This window comes from Candidatus Thorarchaeota archaeon, from assembly GCA_013388835.1.
GTDB lineage: Archaea > Asgardarchaeota > Thorarchaeia > Thorarchaeales > Thorarchaeaceae > JACAEL01.
The window spans coordinates 1-24921 of record JACAEL010000039.1 but is presented as its reverse complement, the minus strand read 5'-3'; the positions used below and the strand labels follow the sequence as shown (position 1 = coordinate 24921).

The 24921-nt window shown below is 53.8% G+C and carries 23 protein-coding genes; 10 read left to right on the top strand and 13 right to left on the bottom strand.

Annotated features, from left to right (window positions below; genetic code table 11):
* Positions 1-91 precede the first annotated feature (91 nt).
* On the top strand, positions 92-397 hold the full coding sequence (locus HXY34_07425) for a hypothetical protein (protein NWF95960.1): 306 nt from the start codon (positions 92-94) through the stop codon (positions 395-397).
* A 34-nt stretch (positions 398-431) separates the two neighbouring features.
* Here the strand turns inward: HXY34_07425 and HXY34_07420 are convergent, their stop codons facing one another.
* The 3 genes from HXY34_07420 to HXY34_07410 all read right to left on the bottom strand — a co-directional run bounded on the left by HXY34_07420 (position 432) and on the right by HXY34_07410 (position 4106).
* Complete coding sequence (locus tag HXY34_07420) at positions 432-1253, bottom strand: hypothetical protein (protein ID NWF95959.1); 822 nt, start codon at positions 1251-1253, stop codon at positions 432-434.
* A 97-nt stretch (positions 1254-1350) separates the two neighbouring features.
* Positions 1351-2337 (bottom strand): hypothetical protein, encoded by a 987-nt coding sequence (locus tag HXY34_07415; protein NWF95958.1) that lies wholly within the window; start codon positions 2335-2337, stop codon positions 1351-1353.
* 44 nt (positions 2338-2381) lie between these two features.
* On the bottom strand, positions 2382-4106 hold the full coding sequence (locus HXY34_07410; protein NWF95957.1) for a helicase-associated domain-containing protein: 1725 nt from the start codon (positions 4104-4106) through the stop codon (positions 2382-2384).
* Positions 4107-4473: 367 nt separating this feature from the next.
* Here HXY34_07410 and HXY34_07405 point away from each other — a divergent pair, with 367 nt between their 5' ends.
* On the top strand, positions 4474-5589 hold the full coding sequence (locus tag HXY34_07405) for an AAA family ATPase (protein ID NWF95956.1): 1116 nt from the start codon (positions 4474-4476) through the stop codon (positions 5587-5589).
* Here HXY34_07405 and HXY34_07400 read toward each other — a convergent pair.
* Complete coding sequence (locus HXY34_07400) at positions 5586-5873, bottom strand: DUF2240 family protein (protein NWF95955.1); 288 nt, start codon at positions 5871-5873, stop codon at positions 5586-5588. The two genes, HXY34_07405 and HXY34_07400, sit on opposite strands and share 4 nt — an antisense overlap.
* A 63-nt stretch (positions 5874-5936) precedes the next feature.
* Between HXY34_07400 and HXY34_07395 the strand changes: the two genes are divergently transcribed.
* Both HXY34_07395 and HXY34_07390 read left to right on the top strand, forming a co-directional pair.
* The gene (locus tag HXY34_07395) at positions 5937-6893 is read left to right on the top strand and encodes an aminoglycoside phosphotransferase family protein (GenBank protein NWF95954.1); all 957 of its coding nucleotides are present in this window, start codon (positions 5937-5939) and stop codon (positions 6891-6893) included.
* A 55-nt stretch (positions 6894-6948) separates the two neighbouring features.
* Positions 6949-7770: a hypothetical protein gene (locus HXY34_07390; protein NWF95953.1), complete on the top strand. Its 822-nt coding sequence runs from the start codon at positions 6949-6951 to the stop codon at positions 7768-7770.
* Here HXY34_07390 and HXY34_07385 read toward each other — a convergent pair whose 3' ends face one another.
* A complete protein-coding gene (locus HXY34_07385) occupies positions 7771-9480 on the bottom strand; it encodes a DEAD/DEAH box helicase (protein NWF95952.1) in 1710 nt (569 codons plus the stop codon). It lies immediately after the preceding gene.
* Between the two features lie 161 nt (positions 9481-9641).
* Between HXY34_07385 and HXY34_07380 the strand changes: the two genes are divergently transcribed.
* Positions 9642-11051, top strand: a complete 1410-nt coding sequence (locus tag HXY34_07380) for an MFS transporter (protein ID NWF95951.1) — start codon at positions 9642-9644, stop codon at positions 11049-11051.
* A 133-nt stretch (positions 11052-11184) separates the two neighbouring features.
* Here the strand turns inward: HXY34_07380 and HXY34_07375 are convergent, their stop codons facing one another.
* The gene (locus HXY34_07375; GenBank protein ID NWF95950.1) at positions 11185-12156 is read right to left on the bottom strand and encodes a hypothetical protein; all 972 of its coding nucleotides are present in this window, start codon (positions 12154-12156) and stop codon (positions 11185-11187) included.
* Positions 12153-13178: a hypothetical protein gene (locus HXY34_07370; GenBank protein NWF95949.1), complete on the bottom strand. Its 1026-nt coding sequence runs from the start codon at positions 13176-13178 to the stop codon at positions 12153-12155. Before HXY34_07370 ends, HXY34_07375 begins: the two co-directional genes overlap by 4 nt.
* Positions 13179-13944: 766 nt before the next feature.
* Here HXY34_07370 and HXY34_07365 point away from each other — a divergent pair.
* Positions 13945-14775, top strand: a complete 831-nt coding sequence (locus tag HXY34_07365) for a hypothetical protein (protein NWF95948.1) — start codon at positions 13945-13947, stop codon at positions 14773-14775.
* Positions 14776-15141: 366 nt separating this feature from the next.
* Here HXY34_07365 and HXY34_07360 read toward each other — a convergent pair whose 3' ends face one another.
* From HXY34_07360 to HXY34_07340, 5 genes are all read right to left on the bottom strand, one after another.
* The gene (locus HXY34_07360; protein ID NWF95947.1) at positions 15142-15558 is read right to left on the bottom strand and encodes a hypothetical protein; all 417 of its coding nucleotides are present in this window, start codon (positions 15556-15558) and stop codon (positions 15142-15144) included.
* Between the two features lie 261 nt (positions 15559-15819).
* Positions 15820-16317, bottom strand: a complete 498-nt coding sequence (locus HXY34_07355) for a hypothetical protein (GenBank protein ID NWF95946.1) — start codon at positions 16315-16317, stop codon at positions 15820-15822.
* A complete protein-coding gene (locus HXY34_07350; GenBank protein ID NWF95945.1) occupies positions 16308-16778 on the bottom strand; it encodes a hypothetical protein in 471 nt (156 codons plus the stop codon). Before HXY34_07350 ends, HXY34_07355 begins: the two co-directional genes overlap by 10 nt.
* 354 nt (positions 16779-17132) lie before the next feature.
* On the bottom strand, positions 17133-17486 hold the full coding sequence (locus HXY34_07345; GenBank protein ID NWF95944.1) for a hypothetical protein: 354 nt from the start codon (positions 17484-17486) through the stop codon (positions 17133-17135).
* Positions 17487-17812: 326 nt separating this feature from the next.
* A complete protein-coding gene (locus HXY34_07340) occupies positions 17813-18832 on the bottom strand; it encodes an aminopeptidase (GenBank protein ID NWF95943.1) in 1020 nt (339 codons plus the stop codon).
* A 150-nt stretch (positions 18833-18982) separates the two neighbouring features.
* On the opposite strand from HXY34_07340, the gene HXY34_07335 reads away from it, so the two are divergent.
* Together HXY34_07335 and HXY34_07330 are read left to right on the top strand one after the other, a co-directional pair.
* Entirely contained in the window at positions 18983-20866 is a 1884-nt protein-coding gene (locus HXY34_07335) for an alpha/beta fold hydrolase (GenBank protein NWF95942.1), read from the top strand.
* Between the two features lie 190 nt (positions 20867-21056).
* Positions 21057-21353 (top strand): hypothetical protein, encoded by a 297-nt coding sequence (locus tag HXY34_07330; protein ID NWF95941.1) that lies wholly within the window; start codon positions 21057-21059, stop codon positions 21351-21353.
* Between the two features lie 260 nt (positions 21354-21613).
* Here HXY34_07330 and HXY34_07325 read toward each other — a convergent pair whose 3' ends face one another.
* On the bottom strand, positions 21614-22924 hold the full coding sequence (locus tag HXY34_07325) for a hypothetical protein (protein ID NWF95940.1): 1311 nt from the start codon (positions 22922-22924) through the stop codon (positions 21614-21616).
* A 190-nt stretch (positions 22925-23114) separates the two neighbouring features.
* Here HXY34_07325 and HXY34_07320 point away from each other — a divergent pair, with 190 nt between their 5' ends.
* Both HXY34_07320 and HXY34_07315 read left to right on the top strand, forming a co-directional pair.
* The gene (locus tag HXY34_07320; protein ID NWF95939.1) at positions 23115-23600 is read left to right on the top strand and encodes a universal stress protein; all 486 of its coding nucleotides are present in this window, start codon (positions 23115-23117) and stop codon (positions 23598-23600) included.
* Positions 23601-23879: 279 nt separating this feature from the next.
* A partial coding sequence (locus HXY34_07315; protein ID NWF95938.1) for a chloride channel protein occupies positions 23880-24921 on the top strand: 1042 nt, incomplete at its 3' end.

Here is a 24921-nt window from a genome sequence, read left to right as displayed (position 1 = left end):
TGTGTTCGGACTCGGTTAACATCACAGACATCTTTAATTGACTGCCGTTTGTGCCCGAGCAGATAGACTCACGTAGAGATGTGAACCGGAGATGGCAAGCAATTTCCTTAACAGATGGGTGCTCCTCCTACTTGGTGGAATAGTGATTCAGACCTTTGTCTATCCCGTCGCATGGGTCTTTCAGCTGTTCTCGCACGCCTACTTCCTAGAGGTCTTCATAATCGGAGTAGTATCAGTCGGGGTTCAGCTTGTCGGATTCTTGGTGATAGTGTCGAAGACTCGTGGAGCAGACCCTGCAATCTACTCCCAAGGGCGGCCGTTCAAGCACAAGCTGCGCGAAGAGGACGAAGCGGCTGCGACTAGGAAACCGACTTATTCAGAGTCAGGTGTGCATTAGACCTGCGGATCTGTGCCCATGCAACTGAGACTGCTCACCAGAGTTTTGGAGGCACATGGGGAGGTATAGTCCCTGGCCACCAGATGTTGAGCAGTGGAAGATATGGTGCGATGAAGAGCGTCGCAAGAACCAGCAGCGCGATGCTCATTGTGTGCACAGCCGTGACGTAGGTGTAGTAGGGTCTGATATAGGAATAGAAGGCAAAGGCAGGAATGGAGAGTGCAGCCATCGCCATTATCTCCACGGGATCAAAGAACAGTGGCATAGTGATTGGCCACAGGGCGTAAAAGAAGGCGGTTATCCGTACATTTGATGTCTCGTGATGAGCAATCTTGTGTATCCCATCAACTGCTTGCGACAGCAGCAGCACCGGGATGAGCAACCACCACTGCAGGCCGACAAAGAACATTGCGCCTGCATAGAACAGCAAGTCGCCCACACTCTCCACTCTCTCCCACAGTGGGTTCCTCTTGATGTACTCGGTGGCCTCTGTCATGAAGTATCCTATCATCTGCATCAGTACGAGCAGGGGCAGGAGAATGAAGGAAACCACGACCATCAGGATTGCGGTCCGTGACAGCGTGGGTATCTTGCCCTCGTGATAGTTGTCCATGGGGTATATTCCATGAAGGGTGAACGCAGTAACAAATGCAAGAAGCCCGGTAGGGACAAAGAAGAGTGGCTGGCAGAGCAGTGCGACAGGTCCCAGCAGACTGTAGACGTTGGTTGTCAGTGACGCAGGATTGAGGTACCAGACCCCAAACACCACAAGCAGTTCGGGGATGAGCATCTTCATCCGATAGTCCTGAATGAATCGCATCACTCGTCCGGGCTCTTTTGCTTTCTCAGCGTTCATGGAATCACATCCTTGGAGCAAGCGTGCCGCGGGTGTGGTCTTCTTAAGCATATCTCAGCCGATTCGTCATCTGCCGTAGGCCCAGCCGCATGGCAACTCAGCTGTGCAGTCTGACCTCTTTCTCTACTATGGCCGGGAATGACCTGCTCTCCTCATGTATCTCTCTGGCCATCCGCGGTGTCATTCTGGGAATCCCACACTGCGTCGAGACCATCAAGTTGTCACCGAGAAGTCCCACGCTGACCCCACTTCTGTGGAACCGAGAGAGTGCATCAGCAAGACGTGATGAGAGTTCTTGTCCGACCGGTTTCGAGAACCCCTCATCTGTCTTGGGTATTACGCCCAGCGCAATGCCGCCCCCGTGCTCAAGGAACCTGTTGATATGCTCTGCTTGTTCAGGGTCTAGTTCCGGGGGGTAGCTGATGACATCCACATGCACGACTCTGCTGCCGTCATCCCACAGTGGGTATCTGCCATGTGACTTGAGTGCTCGCCAGTCGTGGCAGTAGTGATAGGCTGGGATCATTCCACTGGGTATCACTCTCTTGGTGGAGCGAAAGATGTGCTCGCGTGTGAGGCTGCCTCCGTCACCCCTGTCAATCACCTCCAGTACGAGTCCGAGAGCAGGGTCATCTAGGCACATGATTACGCTCTTGCAGTGAGGAACAAGCATCTCCTTCATCCCCTGCGCTATCCTTCTCATCAGTATGTAGAAGAAGTGAAACGCGTCCTCTGATACAAGACTCTGCCCCTCAGGACTCCTAATACTGAAGCACATCGTGGCTGGTGCTGTGAGTTGCGTCTTGAAGCAGTTGTAGTATCCCCCTCGCATCATCTCATAAAGTGCTGATGCGTGCTCCTCATCGGGTAGAAGTGGTTCGGCTGACTCCGTGATGTTCCTGAAGGTGCCGATGTCAATCTCAAGGATGCTGTCGCCCCGTTCCTCATACCCCTCGACAAGATAGGCGAATTGTCTTATCATGTCCTCGTTCCTTCGCGAGGGTAGCTGGAACCAGTAAGGTATGTGTATGGACGAAACGTACTTCATGGGTGCTTGGAGGTCTGCACCCGGAACACTTCCCACCCCGAAGAAGTGTCCTCTGCGACTTTCGTCTACTACGCGAGTGGTCATTCGGTTGATGCCTTCCTTGAACGGCCTTTCCTTCTCAGTGCCCTGTTGCACGACTGAAGTGCGGGACATGCCAGACATGACTCGGGCACATCTAAAGCGGGGGTTTCAGCATACAGTATCGTGTGCTCCGCAATCTGGGCTCCGGCAGACAAGTCTGTTTCAACAGGTGCAACACCCACCTTTCTCACATTGCACTTATGCTTTCTAAGGTCCTCGCTGATCTGGTCTATGTCGCTCTTCACCACAACCGCGGTGGGGCCGACTCTGCGAACCACATGCTTTGAGAAGACCTCGAGCAGAAGAAGGTCGTCAAGATCTTCTTGGGTCTCTGTCTCGAAGAGTGTGACGTTCTCGACCGTGGCGAATGTGGTCTGTGATGTCCAGTCTCTTATTGAGCGAGCCACGTTTGCTGGGACTGGCTTGGAGCTCTCTCGCTCGAGGAAGCCAAGAATGTCCTCCCCTCGCAGTCCTGCCTCTATCGCTTGGAAGACGGACTTGTCGGTGATACGGAGTATGGTCACCACATCCACCTTCACTGGCTCGGAGAATAACATCAGTTGGTACAGCTTGTAGTAGTCCATCTCGCTCGTGTAACACGAGACCTCAAAGTTGGGCTGCACGAAGAAGGTATCCTGTGTCTGCTGCGCAGGAGGCGGTTCCTTGGCTATTACCGTTGCCCCAGTCTGAGTAAGAGACACTGCAAGTAGTGTCTTGCCCTTGAATGCTCCTTCGACAAGACCCAGCAGCATTGGGGTCTCAAGGGCGACTGCAACTCGTTCCTCGTCTACCTGTATCCACTTCAGGGGTTCGTTCTCAGCAAACAGCTCACTTCGAATCCACTCGACCATCTCTTGAACACTGACCCACTCACCTATCTTGGCTTCACGCAGTCTACAGATGGCGAGATTCAGAGTGTACTCCGTCGGCTGGTCAGGAGTAGCCCAGATGGCACGAGTCCGACCAAGTGTAGACAGCAGGATTCTTCGGGACACTTGGTCCCTCTTTCCCTTGAAGAGAATCTCAGCATTGTTGGGGACGGCTCTGTCGTTCTGGACAATGGCGTAGGCGCCTGCCTTTCGTGCCAGCTTTTGAACGAGGTCGAATCTCTCCTCAGTCGGCTTTGACATGGTGGCACTGATGTGGTCAATCTCTCTCTTGGGAAACTCCCACGAGCTTGTCATGTGTATCTCTCGCTTGGCGAGGTGAGAGACAAGCAGCAACATGTCAACGATTAGCGCATCTCTCTCATCTACGATGGACTTTGCTTTCTTGGGTAGTTCTGGATTGGGTGCGGGCTTCCTAAGAAAGTAGGTTGTGAGATGCGGGATGAAGAAGTCCACTATCTTGAACTCGGCGACTTCCCTGCCGTACTCTGTCAGACGTGATACAACCCTCCTCACTATGATGCCCTTCTTCCTCAAGTCCCTCTCTGTCTGGTTGAGCTGTCCATAGCTGTATATCCTTCTGTAGGGCTTCAGTCTGTCATAGCTCATTGCTCCCCCGCTGAGAGACAGCAGACCCAGAAGATCTCTCTCGTTGGGAGAGAATGTCGCGAACACGGATTCTCTGGATGTCTTGTCCCTCATCTTCTTTGCAAGGAGCTCGGTCAGCTTCTCACCAGACTGACTCGTGCTCATGTCGACTTCCCATACTTGGCATGCCGCCAGGAGGTCCTCTCTCAGCATCTCCTGCAGTTCTGTTTCGAGCGCTTCTCCAACCATGCCATGCATCTCCTTTGTCTTTGGGGAAGTTGACCAAGCCGCTTCGCCGTCACGGTTTAAGACGCTTGTGGTTCAGATAGTCTTGTTAGGCGAGTCACGGACCGAGGCTGCTCTTGTCGTCTTTCCCATCTTCTTGTGTGTTCCCTGTCATCGACCGTCTCGCAGAGCATCGCCTGTGCCTCTTCAAGGACTGGAGACAGTTCTCATTTGTGGGCTTCTTTGTGGTGTGAATCACGACCTCTCGTCTTTCCGAAACCATCGCAGGTCGGAACTGTGAGATACCGACCGCACTGTGGCGAGTCACATCACCTGTCACAATGGAAGTACGCTTATCTGTACAGCCACTACCAGAACGTTGGTGCTTAACTTGGAATCTCCTCTCTGGTCAGTGAAGTATAGACCTTCTTCATGGGATGAGTTCCTTGGACAGGACGTGGCGGTATCGAGCCTGAGAAACCTCGCAGGCTTGCAGACCTGCCCCAATCTGATTCTATTGGGCCCATATGGCACGGGCAAGTCTTCAGCCGCGTTGGTGTTTGCCCGAGCACTACTCGGTGAGGTGATGGATTCCAACTTCCTCTATCTGAATGTCAGAGATGTCACGATGTACCCCATCACCAAAGCCAAGCGGACAATTCAGGACTTGGCCAAGCTTGAACGGTCTGAGCGGACACCACTCGACGAGTACATGTCAACAGTGTATCGTGCCGCCAAGGACTCGATGAAGGTGCGAGGGGAGGCAGGTGAGCCGAATCGCAGCCAGATGCTCTTGCAGGCTATCACACTCTTTGCCTCCACGATGACAGTCGCCCAAGACAAGGTGAAACTGCTCGTGCTAGATGAAGCTGATGCACTGAGCATCGATATGCAGCAGGCTCTCAGGAGGACCATGGAGGTGTTCAGTGAAGTATGCAGGTTTGTATTCATCACACCAAGTCTCTCAGGATGGGTACCCGCTCTGATATCGCGCTGTGTGGTGCTGAAGTTCTCATCAATTGAGCAGTCAGTCATTGAACGACAGATCCAGAGTATCTCAGAACGAGAAGGCGTAAGAATTGACGACTTGGCGGTCCGTGCAATCGCAAGAGCGTGCGACGGAGACCTCCGTCGTGCAATCAATCTGTTGCAGGTCTGTTCAGCGTCTGGCAAGACTGTGACAGAAGACACGGTCTATGAGCAGTCGGAGACTCCACTTCAGCGAGGGGTCCGAGAGGCCGTCACTCTTGCAGTGGATGGGTCCTATGTCGAGAGTCGAAACAGAGTGCGCAGGCTGGTGACAATTGAGGGATACTCTGAGCGGGAGGTACTGCATGAGATTGGTGCGGAACTCATGAAGAGGCCATTCAGTCCGAAGGTCCGCTCAGCTTTCTTGGACAGAGTCTCGGAACTAGACTACAGAATGGTTGAGGCGCGCAACCAGTTCATCCACCTGAGTGCAATGCTTGCATCAATCTGGAGAATGTCTCGTGAACTCAGCAGCTAGAGCATCGGACTGTAGTCACTCTTGACATCTATGGAGTCCCTCAGACTCGAGCTCATCTCTGGAGATATGACCTGCTTGTCAAAGAGGAACTCTGCAGTGATCTCGTTTCCGTTCCTTGAGATCATCTGATTCTCCACTGCGAGCGTCAACATCCGTCTCACTGATGACGGACGACCATATCTCCACCGAAAGGACAGGTAGTAGACCGCATCCTCTATGCTGACTCTCGGGCCTCTGGCTCTGAAGAGGTGTGAGAGAACAAGAAGGACCTGCCTGCCATTCATGAGATGACCGACTAGTCACCGTCTTTAAGTCCTTCGCTCACAAGAGGAGTCTTGTGGATAGCGGTGACACGCCATCAAGGTCTCATTCATGGGCTGACGGTATCACAGCTGGAGCTGTTGCTGAATGAGGCCATATGCTGGGACGAACCAGTCCGGCTGGCGCCACAACCACTCGGGGGATGGAGCAGTATCAATCTGCTCGGTGTGACTGATTCAGAGCGGGTGACTGTCAAGCTGCCAGCAAGAGTGCCCCCATACCCTGAGAATCCCTTCGAGAGGCTTCACTCGGTCTACAAGAAGGTCGGAGCATCTGGAGTATGCCCGCGTCCTCTTGCAAGCGGACGTCTCGCAGACAGGGCCAAGACCCCCTTCCTCATTCTGCAGTTTGTTGAAGGACGCACAGTGTCCGATATTGAGGATCTGCTCCCTGCGACGGTCACCGAGTTGAGAAGGGCACTTGCGCGACTAAACTCAACAGACGCGATTGAGGGGGAAGTGTATGACCGGCCATCAGACATGCTGAGATACCACTGCGCGAGAGTGCGGCTGGCAATTGCCCACCACTCGTTGCCAGAGGCCGACCTCTTCCTGAGAACTACGGAGGGGTTGAATGAGTACTTGGACAACACTTGTGAGTGGACTCAAGCAGTAGTACACGGTGACCTCCAAGAACCAAACATCCTGTTGACAGACCGCGGAGTGGTCCTGCTTGACCTCGAGTCGTGCTGTGTGGCAGACCCATTTTATGACCTCTCGTACCTCTCAGTGCAAAGGGCTGGCGGTGGTATGAAGGCCGTTTCGAAGCATCTCGTGCATTCTCTCGAAGAGAGCCGGGTGGAGTCACTTGCACCCCTGTCTCTGTCGTCAGTGATATCGTGGAGTCTTGAACGTCTTGCCGCTGAGGAGTGTGGTCTCATAGAGTCAAGTGTCAGTAGTCCTAGGAGTCGCGATGCGATTCGCCGCTATGTTCGCTCCAAATTGACGCATCTGAAGGCTCTCTCAAGACTGTGGCATCGATAGTGAATACTCTTATCTGTTGGGAAACCACTCTGCCCGAATCTGGTGTGGTCCCAAGATGAGCTTCAACGAGACTCTCGCAAAAGGACGCATGCTCTATAGATCTGGCATAGCCGCCCTGGACCAAGAAGTGCCTCAAGGTTTTCCTCGCAACGCCTTTGGTGTGATAAGAGGACCGGGCGGCGGAGGCAAGTCTGTCATCCTCAATGAGCTGGCACTCAGACTGATGAATCAAGGAAAGAGGGTGGTGTACGTGTGTCTTGAGGACCCGCCAGTGTCTGTCCTAGAGAATATGGTGTCGTTGGGATGGGACTACACTCTGCTCGACAAGGGCTTACTCACATTAGTGGACTGCTTCTCAAACCAAGTCTTGCGCAGGGCTGAGGCACGTGAACACACTGTACTTGTCCGGAACCCGATGGAGCCTCAGGAAATCACTGATGCAATATACGAGGCTGTACGGGCCAACGGTCCAAACAACCTGGGCGGAATCTTCGCTGACAGCATGACCGAGCTGTTCTTCCAGTCGCATCCATTCAAGGCCGTGAATGCGCTGAAGGCTTGGCGTGCTACATTCTCCAAGGAGCTCTCCATACCGTTCTGGGCGACTTATCACACAGGTCTCCAGCAGTTCGCTGCGTACGACGACATGATCTCATACTCCAGCGACATCATCCTCGACACTCGTCACGAACCCGCGTTCATGAGAGCTGGTGTCCTCATCAAGCAACTTCGCGTCACGAAACTGAAAGGCGCCCCACACGTCCCTATATGGGTGACCTTCGAGGTCCGTCCGACTGGCATTGAGGAGATGAGTCTTGATGACATAAGACAGATTGCACGGAACATCGTAAAATACGAGTTCCCTCAAGAGGAATGACTACTGCTGGAAGAAGCTGTCAGGGGGCCTCTCCCATATCTTCTCTGAACCCGAGGCTATCACGTACTGGTATCCTTGCTCTGTGAGGAAGAGCTGTCGCTTGCCAGCAAAGTCCATGTCTCTGGTGTCCTTTGTCACTATCGAATAGAATCTTGCGACACTGCCATCGGACTTTGGTCTGAGAATCCTGCCCAGACGTTGCGCCTCCTCCTGTCTGGAGCCGAAAGTCCCTGACACCTGTATGGCTACGTTCGCGTCAGGCAGGTCCAGTGCGAAATTGGCAACCTTCGACACGACTAGCACCTTGAGTCTTCCCTCTCTGAACTCCTTGTAGAGTACATCTCGGTCAGCATTACTTGTCTTCCCTGTTATCAGGGGGGCATTCAGCTCATCGGCAATCGTCTTGAGCTGGTCAAGGTACATGCCAATAATCAGGATGTTGTCCCCTCGGTGGTACTGCACAATGTCCCTGAGGATGGCGATCTTGTCCGGGTTCTCCGCAGCTATCCTGTACTTTGCCCGGTCCTCCGAGACCGCGTACTTTCGCTTGAGCCCGTTGGGCAAATCAATTCGAATCTCGTAGCAGACCGCAGTGGCAATCCATCCCTGGTCTTCCAACTGCTTCCATGGCATGTCGTATCTCTTGGGACCTATGAGACTGAACACGTCTTCCTCCTGCCCGTCCTCTCTGACCAAGGTGGCCGTGAGACCCAGCCTGCGAGTGGCCTGTATCTGTGCGGTGATGCGGAACACAGGCGCTGGCAACAGGTGGACCTCATCATAGATTATCAGTCCCCAGTTCCTAGCCTCAAAGATCCTGAAGTGCTCAAACTCATCCTCTTTGGACTTCCGATGCGTCAGTATCTGGTAGGTTGCTGCTGTTACCGGGCGTATCGTCTTGGCATCACCGGTGTACTCGCCAATCTGCTCGGGTTTCAGAGTGGTCTTGTCCAGCAGTTCGGCTATCCACTGACGTACTGCCACGACGTTAGGACACAGTATCAGTGTGGACGTCTGAAGTCTGTGCATCACACCGATTCCTACCATGGTCTTTCCGGCGCCGCATGGTAGCACTACCACACCCGACCCTCCAGTCACATCGCCTGCGGCGTGAAAGACCGCTACTGCTTCTTCCTGATACTTCCTGAGGGCGAAGTTCTTCCCTCTCAGAGTCTTCTGCCGCATCTCGAAGCTGAGAGCTTCACCCTCGACATACCCGGCCAGGTCCTCTACGGGGTGCCCAATCTCAATGAGTGCGTGCTTGATGAAGCCACGTCGTGCAGGGTCGACTAGGAATGAGGTATCGTCAACCCGCTCCATGATGAGTTCTCTTGTCTTGGTGTTTGCCCAGATCTCCTCTGCGATGTCGCTGTCCTCGCATTCCAATAGCAGAAACGAGCCCTCCTTCCTGAGCGAGACCTGTCCATACCTACTCATGTAGTCGACAATCTCTCGTGCTATGTTCGACGGCACTGGATACTTGGCATAGCGCTCGAGTGTGTCAATCACCTCTCGTGGTTTCATGCCCATGGCGGCAGCGTTCCAAAGCGAGAGGGGTGTCACTCGGTATGTGTGAATGTACTCGGGGCTCTTCACCAGCTCTGCGAAACGGGCAAGAGAATCCCTGACCTCCTCATATAGAGGGTTGTCTACCTCCAGCAAGACTGACTTGTCCGACTGCACTATCAATGGGTTTGCTGGGTTGGGCACCGTAGTTACTCTCTTGTCGCATTCAATCTGGGCTCGTATCGCCAGACGGGAATTACTGGTTTGCTCGATGGACCAGTGATAAACTCTTCCATGGGAACTGCTGGTTGCAACGCTCACAGATAATAGTCGGTCATGAAGTGCGCTCAGTGGTTGGTTGTTTCATGAAAGAGGTCGACTCACAGAACTCACCTCTCTACACGAATGCCCGCGTAATCGTGATCTGTTTGGACGCCATGCTCATCATGTTGGGCTTTGGCATAATTGCTCCCTCAATGGCGTTCTACCTGATTGCGCTCGAAGGCGGACTCACGCAACCCCCCGGTCCCGGCTATGTGGTCCCCGGCGAAGTGGTGGCCGAGTTCTCCGTCATATTGGGCGTGATGATGGCCGCCTTCATGGGCACACGAACACTTCTCGCCCGGTATTGGGGCGGGGTCTCGGACACACGCGGCCGACGGCCCGTCCTTATCACTGGCCTGTTCGGTTATGTCCTTCTTCTGATTCTCTTTGGGCTCGCCCAAGACTGGGTTCAGCTCGTCCTCATTCGCTGTCTTCAGGGCGTGGTCTCTGCGATGGTGTGGCCGGTCGCTGAGGCTGCCCTCATGGACATTGTCGGACACAGGCGGCGTGGAGAGGGAATGGGCTTGTACATGCTCATATCGAATGTTGGTTTTGTTGTCGGTCCCGGACTGGGAGGTCTCCTGTACAACTTCTGCAGGGACGTCTTGCTTCTGGGTGTGCCGGACGTGTTTCGTGTGCCCTACTACATTGGCGCCTTGATTACGTTGCCGGCGGCGTTGATGACAATTGTTGTTGTGAAAGAGACATCACCCGGCAGGTCGCAGACCCAGGCGGGTGCGCCCAGTGAAGCGTCGGCGGATGCAGTGAGACTCTCTGAGTCGAGTTCAGTTATCGACAAGGCTCCAGCACCTGATGTGAGGCGAATGATGAGAGCGCTGTATCTGATGTCAGCTGCGAATGGACTTGCTATGGGTCTCGGACAGCCTCTTCTCCAGCTATTCCTCATGAGCAGGATCTCCTCAGACATAGGCCTCATCGGTCTGATAGTCTCTGGGGCCGGTGTCACCGGGCTGTTGTTCTCCATTCCGGCCGGTCGCTGGTCGGACCGACGAGGGAGAAAGAACCTTGCTGTGTTCGGAGGACTGGGAGCAAGAAGCAGCCTTGCAGTGCTTCCTCTCACCACAGACTTGGCTCAGACCTCCTGTGTCTGGGTTGTGCAGAGCGCGATGATGTCCGTCTCAGAGCCGGCGCTTCGAGCGATTCAGACTGACGTAGTTCCATGGCACCTTCGAGGAAAGCTGTTCGGCACTCTTCAGGCCTTCTTCAATGCAGGGGCGACTGTGGGTCCGCTTCTTGGTGGAGCGCTGTATTCTGTGTTCTCACTGGTCGTCTTTGCCATCGGCCCCTTCACACTGTATGGTTTTGTCGTCCCCTTCTGGATAGCTGCCATCCTCGGACTGATAGCAGTGTCAGTACTCTGGAGGTTTGTCCAAGAGACCGCGCCGCTTGCGGTGGTGCACGAGACCAGCGAGGACACGGACTCAGTCTGAGCTGAATGGTTTCTGTTGGTCAGGTCGCGCACTGACGCCCTTTCGACGCACGGCTTTCATGTGTGTCCGTTCACTCTTCAGTCTGCTCTGAGTTTGTCCTGCGTGGCCTTTGATGACTGCAGGCCAATCCAGTCTACGACACCATTTCCTCCCCACGCGTTATATCAAGAGCCGCAGAGAGGAACCTTAGAGCAAAGGCAATCATTCCAAGTCCCCAGACGATGCCCACAATGGTGGGGAAGATGCCATCTGAATACGCGAGACCGACGTAGACGAGTACCAGACCCAAGCCTCCGCCAATGGCAAGGTGGAGAAGACCGCTCATCATGAGCATTGCCCTGAATGCAATCCTTCTCGGGTACTCCGCGTATATGACTGTCCCTGCGGCGCCCCCCACCAAGGCCTTGTAGCGTCTGACCCTGTATCTGTATGTGATGTGCCAGATGGGCACATGAACTAGAAAGACCGCCGGTACTCGGGTGGTTATGTCGATGCGCTCGACTCTGTCCAGTTCCTTGAGCGCCTCAGCCTTCACCAACGCATGCATTTTGGCAGTGGCTGTTCGTAGTGCACTCTCTTGGTCGACAACAATCGGTCTTGTGGTGCCTCCTGCCTCACGAACCAAGTCGTATTGGAAGAACTCTTTGCGCTTGGTCGGAATCACGTAGTTGCCCAGCTGCTTGGGAAACCGAGTCGAAGCGGGGACGAGTATGTCCTGTTCAGTAGATATGGTCCTCGACTCCTTGACCGAGTCCCAAGTCCTCGGGCCCGTCGAATCACCAATCCCGATCTTCTTCTGAGTACCCTCGTAGGAGCCGTTGGCCTCCACCTCCACCACCCAGAACGGCCAGAAGACAAGTTCTGCTTTCTTGACCTCCCCGTTCTTTATCAAGTCCCTTGGAGCACCGAGCTGTTTCGCCGTCCATGCGAGCATCCTCTCGGATGCATCTTCGCGGCCGAACTGAAGTCGCATCACGTAGCTCTCCTTTATTCTCTCCCCGGTCTTCACCTGGACGGTGGTGCTGCAATAGGGACAGACAACCGTGCTGCTGTTCTCTTCCATTCTGATGGGACCACTGCAGCTCGGACAACGGAAGTCGCTCATGGGATTCTCCTCCATACTCTTGTCAACAAGGACCGTAATGAGGTGCTCTCATCGAGCTCCTTGCCTTCTGCAGTCACACGTATCTCATAGCCCAGAGCCTTGCCCAACGTCAAGTAGGCGCCAGCCCAGAGGACAACACCCACTGCAAGGAGAATGAAGGGCAGTATAATTCCTTCACCATTGTCTTCTGTGTCACTCATCAGAATGAGATAGGTGAGATAAGGCGTTGCCTGTAGCGACACAGCCGAGGACAAGAGTAGCAGGATGCTGTGGAACCATTTCTTGACTCTATACCTTCTTGTCACAGGAATCTCTCCCAGAAAGACACTCCCTGTGACTCCTGAGACACCCACCCTGAAAGTGCCGTTGTTGTGCTCGTATTGGCAGAGCCAGTAGGGAACATGCACATAGCTGGTTTCGAGGACCTTCATGTCAAGGTCGTAGTCTAGTAGCTTGTCAAGGTTCTCTGTGATCTCCTCTCGGTCTCTATCCGCCTTCAGTTGTCGTGCTCTGGACCGTGCGTCCTTATCGGTCATCTCAGAGTTGAGGACCGTGCCACCGGACACTGTCTTGATATCAAAGGGCATTGTCCTCGCATCACTCAGTGTGCGGACGAACTCCGCCATGCCGAAACTGGCCGCATGGCGCCTGGCAAGCACCCACTCGTTCTCAACCATATTGGACGTTTCTTCAACTCGATTCCAACGACTAGAGTCTCCGCTTCCTGTCTTTTTCGCGCCCACGTAGTGAACATGACACTCCGCGTTGACACGATAGAATGGAATCCACTCGAGTACTGGGTCTGCTAGCTGTACTGATTCAATGAAGCGCCTGCCTACAAGTCGAGACGCGGATTCCTCTAGCCACTGTCTGATGGTCTGACGCGCCTTGTCTACGCTGAGCTGATTGGGAATCAGTAGGTGCTTCTCAATGGTTTCTCCGTCAACCCTGAATGTGTGACCGCAATATGGACAAGTGGCCACAACGTCATCAGCACCCAACGGGTACGGTGCACTGCACATCTTACACCTGTATTGCGCGATGTGGCCAGAACTTGCGCTGGATGTCATGTATGTTTCTTCCTACATACTGAACACTTGCCTGACATGATATGACTCCCCTTGACACGTATAAATACAGCAACTCCATGGTTCCGCTGCATGAAACGTCGTTACTCATCGATGCATCACTGAGACTGGTACTTGGGCCGACTCTCTGTGCGTGCATTTCTGTTCGGGTCCGGCCACCAGATATCTTCTCTGCAGGCTCCAAGTATGACTGCTGCACACGACTTGAATGGGATGCCCCCGCGAGAACCTGATGAACAATCTGCCAGATTGGCGACAGACATCGCGCGTTCTTCAGATTGACACATATGTGGAGTACTGCTGCGCACGCTAAAGTCTCATCTGACCTTGAAGTGTATGCGAAACCGTACCTGGGCAAACGCATATATGCGAAGCCACGGAGGTGTCTTCCACATGACAGGAGGTGTATCTCTGTATATGATGAACATGGTGACTGTTTCTCCACTGGACACTGAGTGCACCTCTGTGGCTGGCTGCGCCTAGCGGCCTTCTCGCTTCTTGTGTGACCACCTGTCCCACGCGCCTGGTGCCTGCACTTGCTTGGCAACTGCACTGGTGCATCAACGTATTCCAGTTCTGGTATGATATGAGCTCCTTGACATCGCAGCGCGTGGTAGTCTGAACACCGAAGGTGTATCACAGAGTTGTATAGGGTATCACAGACAGGTAGCTACTGCTCGCTCCAGGAGGTGTCTTGGAGATGAGTCGTGTTGACAAATACAATCCGATGAAGAGCTCAGCTCTCTCTCGGAAGAGGGATCGACTGAAGGAAGAGTCAGCAACAGGGAAGGCCACAATCCGTGAGATTGTCTTTGAGGAGGTACGAGCAGAGGCCATCGAACATGGGCTGGCGACCGATGTGCTGTATCAGATGAGCGCAGGCAAGGAGGCCTCCATCTTCCTTGCGGAATGGAACGGGCACCCCATCGTCCTCAAGGTATACAGGCTCTACCGCAGCTCACACAAGATGTCTAAGAAGAGTGGCTTTCAGACAGCCGCGTCTACAAAACGGACATACTGCACTCTTGACATGATTGAGAGTCTTGCGGTGGCTGAGTACGACCTCCTAGCGAGGTGCTTTAGGGCAGGCATAAGAGTCCCCACCCCCATCAGTCGAGTAGGCAACTACCTCACCATGAGGTTTCTCGGTGATGGACGGTCGCCCGCGCCTCAGCTGAGAAACACCACCTTGGACGACCCGGAGGTGGTGCTGGGCCAGATTCTGGACGACTACCTGAGGATCTATCGGGATGTACACTACGTCCATGGGGACCTCAGCGCATACAACGTCCTCTGGTGGCAGCACAAGCCGTGGATAATCGACCTGCCCCAAGGTGAGGCTGTGGACACACACTGTGACATGCGCAGGATTGAGATTATTCTCAAGAGGGACATCCACAACCTACTGGACTACTTTGCAGAGTATGACCTCAGGCGTGACGAGAATGAGATAGTGCAGGCCTTTCTCGCGGAGTATATCCCGGCCAATCAGCAGCATTATGACGAGTCTACCGTTCGGGGGGGACTATGAAATGTCGTGAGGCCTTCGAAGAAGTCCAGCGCTCAGAAGTACTATCTCGGCCTTAGTGGGGACTGAGCGCGGTGGGAGAGGATGCCTTGGCTCATCGACAGGATTGTTGGTCTGCCATCTAAGACCATGTGCTGAAATGGACAAGTGAACTCAGCTGGTACTGAGTGACCTGAAGAATGCGGCAGATCCCCTCAAACATCAGCGTGTCTAGCACAACGGTGTGGTACTCTGCAGTGATTATCATGTCATGCATCTGGGTGCCCAGTAGAGGACTGACTAGGGGTATGCAATGAAGCACATAGTGTGCTTCTGGAGCTGTGTGGTCTTCTGGATACCTGAGATCAGCTGGACATATGCGTTGATTGATCAGACCACTTTCCTCAGGACGACCTTGGCAACCCCGGGTATCTTGCGGAGGCTGTCTTCAAGTTCGCTGGTGGACACCACAAGCTGGTCCGGAACGAAATAGCACTCGTAGTAGCACTTCTCGCCCCTGAGACATACTCCAGTCGTGAATATTATGTCTGACAGCTTGGCGTCATTAAACGCGAAGTTCAGCTGCTTGAGAAAGTTCCTTGACAGGTCGCTTATCTCTATCCTGAGGAGATAGATGTTCTCGGACTCGACAGGAAACAGCTTCACGACTCTGTCCTTGTGGTGGAGAACGGTGAGCGCAGCCTTCTCCCCAATCTCCGCGACAAACTCAGCAGGAAACTCAACGGGCTTACCCGCGCCGAAGTGCAGTATTATTGCAGATGTGGCTCCCTCGCGATCTATGACCATATGCCTTGCATCCTTCATATGACGGTTTGACAGTCTGTCACTGATGCTTCTCCCCAATTAAATCATTCTGTTGGCAATACCTCTATGGGGTGAAGTGATGGTTGTTGCAGCGCTGAGTATTACACACGTATGACGAGAGCATTATCGGTGTACGAACAGATGTCCGGTTGGCAGTGTCATTCACGAGTGGACGCGCCGCGAGTGTACATGTGAAACAGCGACAAGCCTGACCATGTTCCCCCTTGTCGGCTCTGATAATGCCTACACTCGGTGTTGCTTGAATGTCTCGTTCCGCCTGCGTTCGATCCTGCCACCTACTGGGAGTGGACCCGCAGATGACACGCGGATTCCGGGATTGTACGAGTAGTCGTATCCATACGATGACACGAGACTCCCCTTGCCGTCAGGATGCGGCCGGACGCTCCTCATGCTTGCACTGGACCCGACGTACTGAGTCTTCCCGAGGCAATACGCAAGAAGTGCTAGTACTCCTGTGCCCCCCACTAGTAACGTGACGACCGCGAATCTCGCAAGCCTGTCGCTCTCAGGTGATGTCAGGAAACTGAGTATCCATGCTCCCGCCAACAGTCCACCGAGTGCGAGTTTTGCCGCGCTCTTCATTCTTCTGGTCGGTGAACGGTGCGCGAGTCGATACTCGAGGATTCCTCTCCAGCCGGAGGCATACCCTCCCCGGGCGGGTCGCATTCTGCATGCGTTCTTCACGGTGACCGTGTTCAGGTCATTGATGTCTATCTCCATCTGAGTCGCCTCATTATCGTGTTGAACAGTCCTGCTGCAATCTCTGTAGGTGGCATGGTCTCAGGGAACGGAATCTGCCAGTCTGCAGCCAGGTCCGAGAGTACGGCCCTGCACTTCGAAGACTCCTCGCATGTCCCGCAGTGCCCGACGTGATTGTACCATACCTGCACTCCGAATCTGGGTGAGAACGTTATGTAGGTCTCTGAACCATATGCTGGACAGAAGCCCAAGGCGAACCCGTGCGACGCGCTGATCTTCTCAATACCGATTCGGTTGACTGACGCGGCGTGCAGAATCAGTCTCTCTATTCGCTTCTCAGCAGTCCTTGTTGCCTTACTCACGAATGGTCTTGTCACCCCCATGTCCAAGGCTATCTTGGACGGTGCAACGCTCTGCCTCCGCCGTAGCCATATGATGGCCTGCTGCTTCGTCGGAAACCTGAGTGGTGAGTTCGTTGCCATTCGCGTTCTATCCACAGGCTCATATTGACGCGAAACCTTATGAAGTTAACCTCCTACTGGCAACTCCTGCGCATAGACGCGTATACCGGACTGAATGCCTTGGGGTCAACCACTTACACGGTGTGTCTACCAAGTTCCACCTCCACTGGAGCTACAGCGAGTGAGTTAACCTGTGTAATGCAACACTGTGTCGGTGGTGGTTGAGCTGGCGGGCTCATCTGCTGCGTGACCAGCCATTATCACCATGGAGTCAAGTCTGCTCCTGCGCGCAGTCATTGAGATGGCGATGTGACCTTCGCTCTTGACGCAGGGAGATATCAGAGGTGTTCGCATGAACACCAATACTCTCCCAGGCTAGGCAAAGACCCACACTTTCTCGAGAGAGGTGACATTCCCAAGGGTCCAAATCGAGGTGACCTTTCCGTGTACTACCACTATTGAGTCAATTGCTGGTGAGTCTCCACTCCATATGAATACCAATCCCCTATCACTATTCAGGCTCTGCACAGCATGGAGCGTCCCCAATCTTGAGACCAACCTTCCCCTGATGGTCACCACTGCACCGTTTTGGATCTTGCCATCGGTGATGCTCTCGATGCTCGTGGCTCCTATGAGTCCGTCGTGCCACGCAACGACTACCAGGCCTCCCACTACAATGAGCAGGAGTATCACTGCAGTCTTGCTAGAACTGTTCTTTTTCCTTGGCATGCTATATCACTGTTATCGGTATCATGCATCCGTGTAAAAAGAATGTCGTACATGATGTGCGAGTACACACGCTGCTATCTCAGCGAGCCTCGATTCAGGCGACAATTCGTAGGCCATAGCGCGAAGGATGCGCTCCATATGGTTGTGTCTGATACTGCGCATCTACTCGCATGACTGATCAGTGCAGGTGCACGGTCGTAAGGGCGATATCAATGGTCCAATGTACTGAGTCGGTGTGCACAAGACCACTGGCACGTTGACTGTCAACAGTTGATTGACATGCTATGAACTCGACGGGACTCTGCATCCTACTGACTCTGACTTAGCTAGAGTGTGAGAGCGCCATCCCTCATTATGACCTGCTCTGTGCCGTTGCCGTAGACAACAGTGACAGTGGGCCGATTGATGAGGAAGTCCTGATGGGTCGCAGAGTTGTTTGCGACTACACCCGGATAGTCCGTGTTGTTGCCGAACGCCACATGGACTGCCCTGACCTTCTCTGCCTCAAGGAACTCCTTGACCAGTCTTGCCTTCGGGTTGAGTCCGATTGCGAACTCGCCGATGTGCTTGGCCATCTCGTCAGTCGCCTGTGTCTGTTCTACCACTCTGAGTGCATCCCTGTCGTCACATGCCACACTCACGACACGTCCGTGTCGCACATCCAGACGCATGGGCTTGCTCAGCGGTCCAATACCACCGACAGCCAAGTCGCAGACAACCACGCCTTCCATGGAGTTCTCCACAGGACCAACGAGCACCTCACCTGTCGGTAGGTTCATCCACTTCATGGTCTTCCAGTCCACATAAGTGTCTGAGAACCAAGTCCTACCGCTTACCCCAACCGTGAAGTCGCTGCCTCCGGGAGCGGTGAGATGCACTCTTTCGACGTCTTGAAGTTTGGCTAGCAACGACCTTGCATGATTCTGCATCACAGAATGTTCCTCTTTTGACATTGCCAGAGCGCCGTCTGTGAGCATGTCCATTGTTATCCCCGGGCAGTGGCCAAGCCTTGACCGACCTTTCCTCGTCTCAAGTTTGATTATCTTGACTCTGAATGGGGTCTCGTCTGCGGGACCTCGAAGCAGATTGATATAGATGTCCGGGGAGTGAACCGAGTTGACAATCTCCATCAACTGTGCCGGCACTTCACTCCTCACAACACGCTCGCCCGACTCTAGCAGAAGCAGTCGTGTCCAGAGACCAATGTCCATGGCCCCTTCGGCAAAGACCTGACCGACATCTCTTCTGACATCATCGCATACAACAAGCAGGGACTCGCCCTGTCGTGCCTCCAGCACTGATTCAATGGCATTCCTTGCGGCTTCCCTTGCGTCCGTAATGGGCACCCACTATAGGCAAGGTACGTGCTGCCTTTAATCTGTCGGACTAGAGACTCCCGGATGCAGAATGAGCTCCGCTGATACTGGGCTCTTCGGACCTACAAGGATTCACCGATGATTTCGTTCGCTGCAGTTTCGACACGGGTGACTGCGCCCATGCAGAGGGAATATATCCCGGTGTACGCAATACGGCATCGGGTTGTCGTTGTGAATCGCCTGAGACGCTTGAGCCGAGTGCAACAGGTGTTCGTCCTGTGTCTGTTCTTCATGCTTGCCTCTTCCCTCACTGCGTTCTTTGTCCAGACCGACTTTGGGCGGATTGAAGTGAAGAGTGTGACAATAGTCGATGAGAATGGTCTGGGTGTCACAGGGAGGCTATATCGTCCTCTTGCCGCCACCGCGACAAGTCCCGCACCTGCGGTCCTACTTCTTCATGGCATGAACAACGACAAGGACACCGAAGGCCCTGCAGCCCTTGAGCTTGCGCGAAGGGGTTTCGTGACACTGGCACTTGACCAGACCGGACACGGCGACTCGGAGTCGGGAAGTCCTCTTATGCAGGCGTACCTCGGCGGTGTGACTACTCTCGGCGCGAACGCCTCCTACCAGTACCTGAAGAGCCTTGCCTTTGTTGATGCCACTCGGACCGGTCTGGTGGGACACTCAATGGGCGCCATGGTGGCACGTGTGCTGGCTGAGACGAATCCGGACCATCGGGCTGTGGTGATACAGGCAGGCGGTCCTGACAATCTGACAGAGCACAACTACATGCACAACTATCTCAACGTCTGGCCTCTATACGAGGAGCTGTTCTACAAGGGCGACCGAGCCAGCTTTCTTGCCAGAGGTCTGGCTCAGATAGCTCAGAATGCAGGCTTGGCTCCGGGAGTGGTAGGTCAGGTCGATCACACGTACGGGGACTTTGTAGCAGGTACAGCACACAGGTACGCTCTCTGCTACTGTACTCATCCAGGTGCCACCTGGAATGCGAAAGGGATTGCTGAGACCTGTGCCTGGATGCTTCAGGCACTTGCTGAGCAGTCGGAGTCTGAGGCGTGGAGCAGGTCCCACATCTCGACACAGACATACATGCTGAAAGAAGGTGCAACACTCTTCTCGTTGATAGTTGGTGTTCTGTCTGTGGTACCTCTGGGTTTCATGCTGGTCGAGACCCCCTACTTCAAGACCGTTTCCACACCACTTCCACAACGTGTCGCCAACAGAGGTCTCGCTTGGTGGAAGTTCGCGAGCTTGAATGCGGCAGTCGGTGGGCTCACATTCCTTGCTGTTCCCATGGTGGGGATGATTCTTGGCATAGTGGTAGGTTCGTTCCTTCCTGTCTTCAGACTCGTCACAGGCAATGGAGCGCTTCTCTGGTTGCTTACGAATGCGGTCGTTGCAAGTCTCCTCTTCAGGAGATGGTTCCGAGAGGCGAGGGCAAGACAAGGCGTTACTATGACCGAACTGGGCGCCCTTGAGAAAGAGAGCCCGGAGAGGAACGAGGTCCTTAGGAGGACGGTGCTTCTTGCCGGTATTCTCTTCGCCTATCTCTACTTGGTGGTATGCCTCTCCCAGTCCTACTTGGGTGTCGAGTTCAGGTACATGTGGCCGCAGCTAAAGATGCTCACACCGACAAGACTTGTGCAGTTCTTCCTGTATCTACTGCCAGTACTACCTTTCTTTCTCTACAACGGTGGACTCATCCTCTTCGGGGTGCTGCGCCAACCTGAGCTAAGCACGCCTTGGAAGACCCAGCTCGTGTGGTGGGCACGGAATGTCATCGCTATGGAGAGTGGCCTGGCGGTAGTGATGCTGCTGCAGTATGCGCCAATGGTGCTGTTAGGGACCCCTCCTCTGATGGACTTTGCCGGTCTGTTCGGACTCTATGGGATATTCCTGATGGCCATCCTACCAGTCTTCGCAGGCCTGTTCTTCATCATGACTGCATTCTATCTGAAAACGGGGCGGATATACCTTGGTACATTCGTGGCGTGTGTCATAGAGGTATGGATTCTCGCAGCGGGATCTCTGATGATGTAGGATTCCCGCGAACGCTGTGCTGGTCATACATCTGCAAGATGCACAACTACGATAGAGGCTGGTTCACAACAATGTGACAGCGGAGTCCCGATCTCTTGATTTTCCACATGGGCATTGGACTCACTTCACCAAAGAATAGAAGAGTGTCCTAGTGTCGTACGTATCTCCTGCATGGTGCTAGGCGACGCATATGGACGAGTCACTGAAAGACATGCTCAAGCACGGACGACGATTTGAGCGCGTAAAGACCAGTATTGATGGAGTATTCATCAGAAGAATCCCTCAATCAAGGGATGAACCTGCCTGTCTGGTTCTTGAGGTCAACCCGATTGGAAGGAGTGGGAATCCAATGAACCGCGTTGGCTCCATCATTAGGAACATGGATGAACTCAATGCCATCAGGGCGATTCTGTCTCAGGAGAGCGTCGATGAGATAATGGTTGCAATTGAAAGAGCAAATCGTCAGTCTCAGCCTGAACATTCCTAGACCATTCATTGTCAATTGGATTGAGCTGGACACAGGAGGATTGTCGGTCCCGTTGGACGGCAGTGTGATTACTCCTAGAGGTCAGTTGGAGTCAGGTCGACCTCTGCGTTCCGGTTTCCGCACGTTGGCACAGGGCGCGACGCACTGTGCATCCAAGCCCGAACAACTTCCGGGCACCTGCTCTCAGAAACCTTTCTGTGATGCAGAATCGTGATGAGATGATGCAAAGGGGGCAGTCAGAGACCGCCCCTGTGTTTCACTCACTGTGACTTCTTCGCAGCACGGTAGGCGGACTGAAGTTCGTCCTCCATGGGTCCAGATATCGCGGTCTTGCCGCTGATCTCACCCTCCTGCTTTCTTATGAACACATAGAGGAGTGTGACATACACAATATCGAAGGTCCTGAGGACAAGTGAACTTGGAATGCCTGCGAAGATTGTGAACACGATTGCGACCACGACCGTGACAAAGATGTCGCCGGTCAGGAACCAGCCAATCGCAGCTCCACCAACAGCGAAGGCAATCAGGAAGATGCCCGCAAGGACACCGAATGCCCATCTGACCGCTGTCTCCTTTATCATCACATCCACAAAGTTCTTTCTCACCAATCCCGCGCTTCTCTTGATTGACGCTCGGGCACCCGTCTGTTCTGCGACCATTGCCGGGATGGTGAAGTAGTTGATGAGCATCCATACCCATGCCACGATTCCGCCAGCAACCCTTCCCACAGCTGCTCCTGTGGCGCCGCCTGCCTGTCTGCCAAGTCGTTCTAGCACCATCCTGACTATGACAACGACTACACTCATCATCGCCAGTGCGGCCAGTCCTCCGACTACACCCATCGCTCCTCGTATTCCATCTCTTAGCGAGGGGTCTCTGCCTCTCATGTATATGTAGACCATACTGGATGAAGTTGCATAGGCCGCGTTGTAGAGAAATATCGTGGTGAACAGATAGAGCAGAAGACCCAGACCAAATGGCACTGCTGTGTTCAGCGTCCAGGGGTCTGTTCCGACAATCACATCCCATGGGACAATCCATAGGATGATGCCACCAAAGAGTACTGCTGAGATTAGCGTGAAGACCATTGTGAAGAGCGGCGGTACAAAGACGCCTTTCTCATCAAGACAGACCTGTCCTGTCAGCTTGATTATCTCTCCTGCTCTCCTCACCCTGTCGCGAAACACTGTGAAGAGCAACAGTGTCATGAACAGGGTGAACAGACCCGGAATCATCATTCCCCATGAAGCCATAAGAAGGGATAGGTTCCATCCGTTGAGGAAGAGAAACAGGAGGACTACCAGCCACGTCATGACGTTCATGAATGCCGCACCCAGGTAGATCAGAGTCCCGCCCATTCTCTTCGCAACATAGGCCGCACCGATGGCCATGAGAAGACTGAAGACGAGGAGCCCACCCACGACAATTCCAATGCCGAGCATGTTAGTAGTCAGCCACTGTGGAAGACCAAAGCTCTGCAGCCAGGACAGGATTATCCCGCCCCAATGTGACCAGAGGTCCATGAGTGCATAGACACCGACTGCAATGAAAGTCCCAAAGACGACAAGCAACGCCAGAGTCGCCTTTGTGTGACTTGGATACTCACCCTTCTTGTGATACTCATACAGGTCCTGATTCGTCAGCTCAATCCACTCCCATGAGGATTGGCATTGTCAAGAACAATCCAGAGATAAACATTGGTGCTCAGTGATGTCAATATTCTTTAGGGACAAGAGCCATTGTTCCTACCGGAGGTTTCTCATGACTGAGGACATACTGTTTCAGGCTCCGAAGGCACTGATCGCCCGGACGAAGGTCATCATGCTGCCTGTCGATGGGAGCAGGGACTCCGGAAGGGCCGCATCAGTTGCGTTCGAGCTTGCTCACATAACTAAAGGGAAACTCCTAATCGTCCATATCATCAATGTTGGTGCGGTACAGCAGATTGCCAAGATGTCCTCAACAGACAGTTTGCTTGTACTGAGGCAGTACATGGAGAATGGAAAGAATCTGCTTGAGAACTACCGGGCCGCAGCGGCAGAATACCGGCTAGACATCGAGCTGATACTGGACCAGGGCTCGCCTCCACAGCGCATCGTACAACTAGCACGAGAGAGGCGAGTGGACGTGATAATAATCGGCTCGCGGGGTGCCAGCGGAGAGGACCGGGGTTCCGTCGGAAGTACCACGGAACGAGTGGTTCGTGATGCAGACTGTGCCGTGCTCGTGATCAAGATTCCCAGGTAAGTCATCACTCTTGTGTGAGCTCACCCAGCCGAACTCGTGGGCATGATGGGCTGAAGCCCAGTTGAGAGCTTGCTCAGCATCGGCCAGTATCGCCCTCACTGTCATCATCGCAGTCGTGATTGCCTCAGTTGAGCATCGGACCTCCTCTGAATTGGGGTCCTCCCTCTTCGACCCACAGCACATGTTCATGGGCCAAGCCGACTCATGTTCTGATTGTACCGGATGTTTGAGAATCCGTTAAAAGACGACGTCTCTATGCTGTGGAGAGTGTGACTTCAATTGAATGCCCGCCATAAGAGCCGTTCTGAAAGAGAGCCCATCCGACCACTTCGAGAACTCTTCCACACTTCACATTTCTACGAGTTCTACAGACTATACATCCCAGCAGCGATTCTGATTGGTGTCATATGCGGTCTCTTCATGGTGGCCTTCAACCTGATGATAATGGGGAGCATTGCTCTGTTCTCAGTACTTCCACCCTTTGTGAGTCCGCTCATGGGTGGCGCGTTTTCGGGTGCGCTCATCTACTTCGGCTTCAGGGAGATAGATGGCAGTGGGATATCCAAAGCCATAGAGATGACTCACAGTCCCGCGGACTTGAAAGACCGAACGGCCATCACAAAGATGGTTGCAACTTCTGTCTCGATAGGGACGGGCAATCCCGTGGGACGTGAAGGACCGGCAGTCCTGATAGGAGCAGCTCTTGGCAACTTTGTGGGCCGCAAGCTTGGATTCAAGGACCCGGCACATCTCCGAGTCTTCCTCATGATGGGCTCGGCAGGATGCACCGCTGGAATCTACAAGGCACCACTGGGAGGTGCTCTATTTGCAACTGAAGCACCGTACAAGAGAGATGCCAGACTTGGCTACTTCGTACCTGCAGTCGTGTCTTCCATCACAGCATATCTTGTCTACACATGGATACTTGGGCTTGAGCCATTCTTGCAGATCGAGACGAGCCTCGCGTTCGAGCTGAGTCTGGTGCCGCTGATTGTGGTCCTAGGAGTCTGTGCAGGTCTGACCTCAGTACTGTTCGCAGTCACCTTGATGAGCACGCGCAATGTGTTCCGGGCGCATCTTCCCGACTCGCTTGACCCGGTGGTTGGGTCTGGGCTCGCCTGTATAGTGATTCTTCTCACGGGTCTCTTGCTGGACTCCTCTCTGACTGTTGCTGGTCTTGGGGACCATGTGATCATGACGGTGGTGTCTTCTCCAGTGCCCATCACAGCGCTCCTGGTACTCATGTTTGGCAAGCTGTTCTCGTCATCATTCGTGGTCGGCGGGCGCGTTTCGGGAGGAGTGCTGGCGCCCTCCTTGTTTG

Coding starts and splice junctions, on each gene's coding strand:
- HXY34_07320 (NWF95939.1), top strand. CDS start 23,115: ATGACTGAGGACATACTGTTTCAGGCTCCGAAGGCACTGATCGCCCGG.
- HXY34_07375 (NWF95950.1), bottom strand. CDS start 12,156: ATGAGCGACTTCCGTTGTCCGAGCTGCAGTGGTCCCATCAGAATGGAA.
- HXY34_07330 (NWF95941.1), top strand. CDS start 21,057: ATGGACGAGTCACTGAAAGACATGCTCAAGCACGGACGACGATTTGAG.
- HXY34_07410 (NWF95957.1), bottom strand. CDS start 4,106: ATGGTTGGAGAAGCGCTCGAAACAGAACTGCAGGAGATGCTGAGAGAG.
- HXY34_07425 (NWF95960.1), top strand. CDS start 92: ATGGCAAGCAATTTCCTTAACAGATGGGTGCTCCTCCTACTTGGTGGA.
- HXY34_07360 (NWF95947.1), bottom strand. CDS start 15,558: ATGGTCATAGATCGCGAGGGAGCCACATCTGCAATAATACTGCACTTC.
- HXY34_07345 (NWF95944.1), bottom strand. CDS start 17,486: ATGCCAAGGAAAAAGAACAGTTCTAGCAAGACTGCAGTGATACTCCTG.
- HXY34_07365 (NWF95948.1), top strand. CDS start 13,945: ATGAGTCGTGTTGACAAATACAATCCGATGAAGAGCTCAGCTCTCTCT.
- HXY34_07420 (NWF95959.1), bottom strand. CDS start 1,253: ATGAACGCTGAGAAAGCAAAAGAGCCCGGACGAGTGATGCGATTCATT.
- HXY34_07390 (NWF95953.1), top strand. CDS start 6,949: ATGAGCTTCAACGAGACTCTCGCAAAAGGACGCATGCTCTATAGATCT.
- HXY34_07335 (NWF95942.1), top strand. CDS start 18,983: ATGCAGAGGGAATATATCCCGGTGTACGCAATACGGCATCGGGTTGTC.
- HXY34_07380 (NWF95951.1), top strand. CDS start 9,642: ATGAAAGAGGTCGACTCACAGAACTCACCTCTCTACACGAATGCCCGC.
- HXY34_07355 (NWF95946.1), bottom strand. CDS start 16,317: ATGGAGATAGACATCAATGACCTGAACACGGTCACCGTGAAGAACGCA.
- HXY34_07400 (NWF95955.1), bottom strand. CDS start 5,873: ATGAATGGCAGGCAGGTCCTTCTTGTTCTCTCACACCTCTTCAGAGCC.
- HXY34_07370 (NWF95949.1), bottom strand. CDS start 13,178: ATGTGCAGTGCACCGTACCCGTTGGGTGCTGATGACGTTGTGGCCACT.
- HXY34_07350 (NWF95945.1), bottom strand. CDS start 16,778: ATGGCAACGAACTCACCACTCAGGTTTCCGACGAAGCAGCAGGCCATC.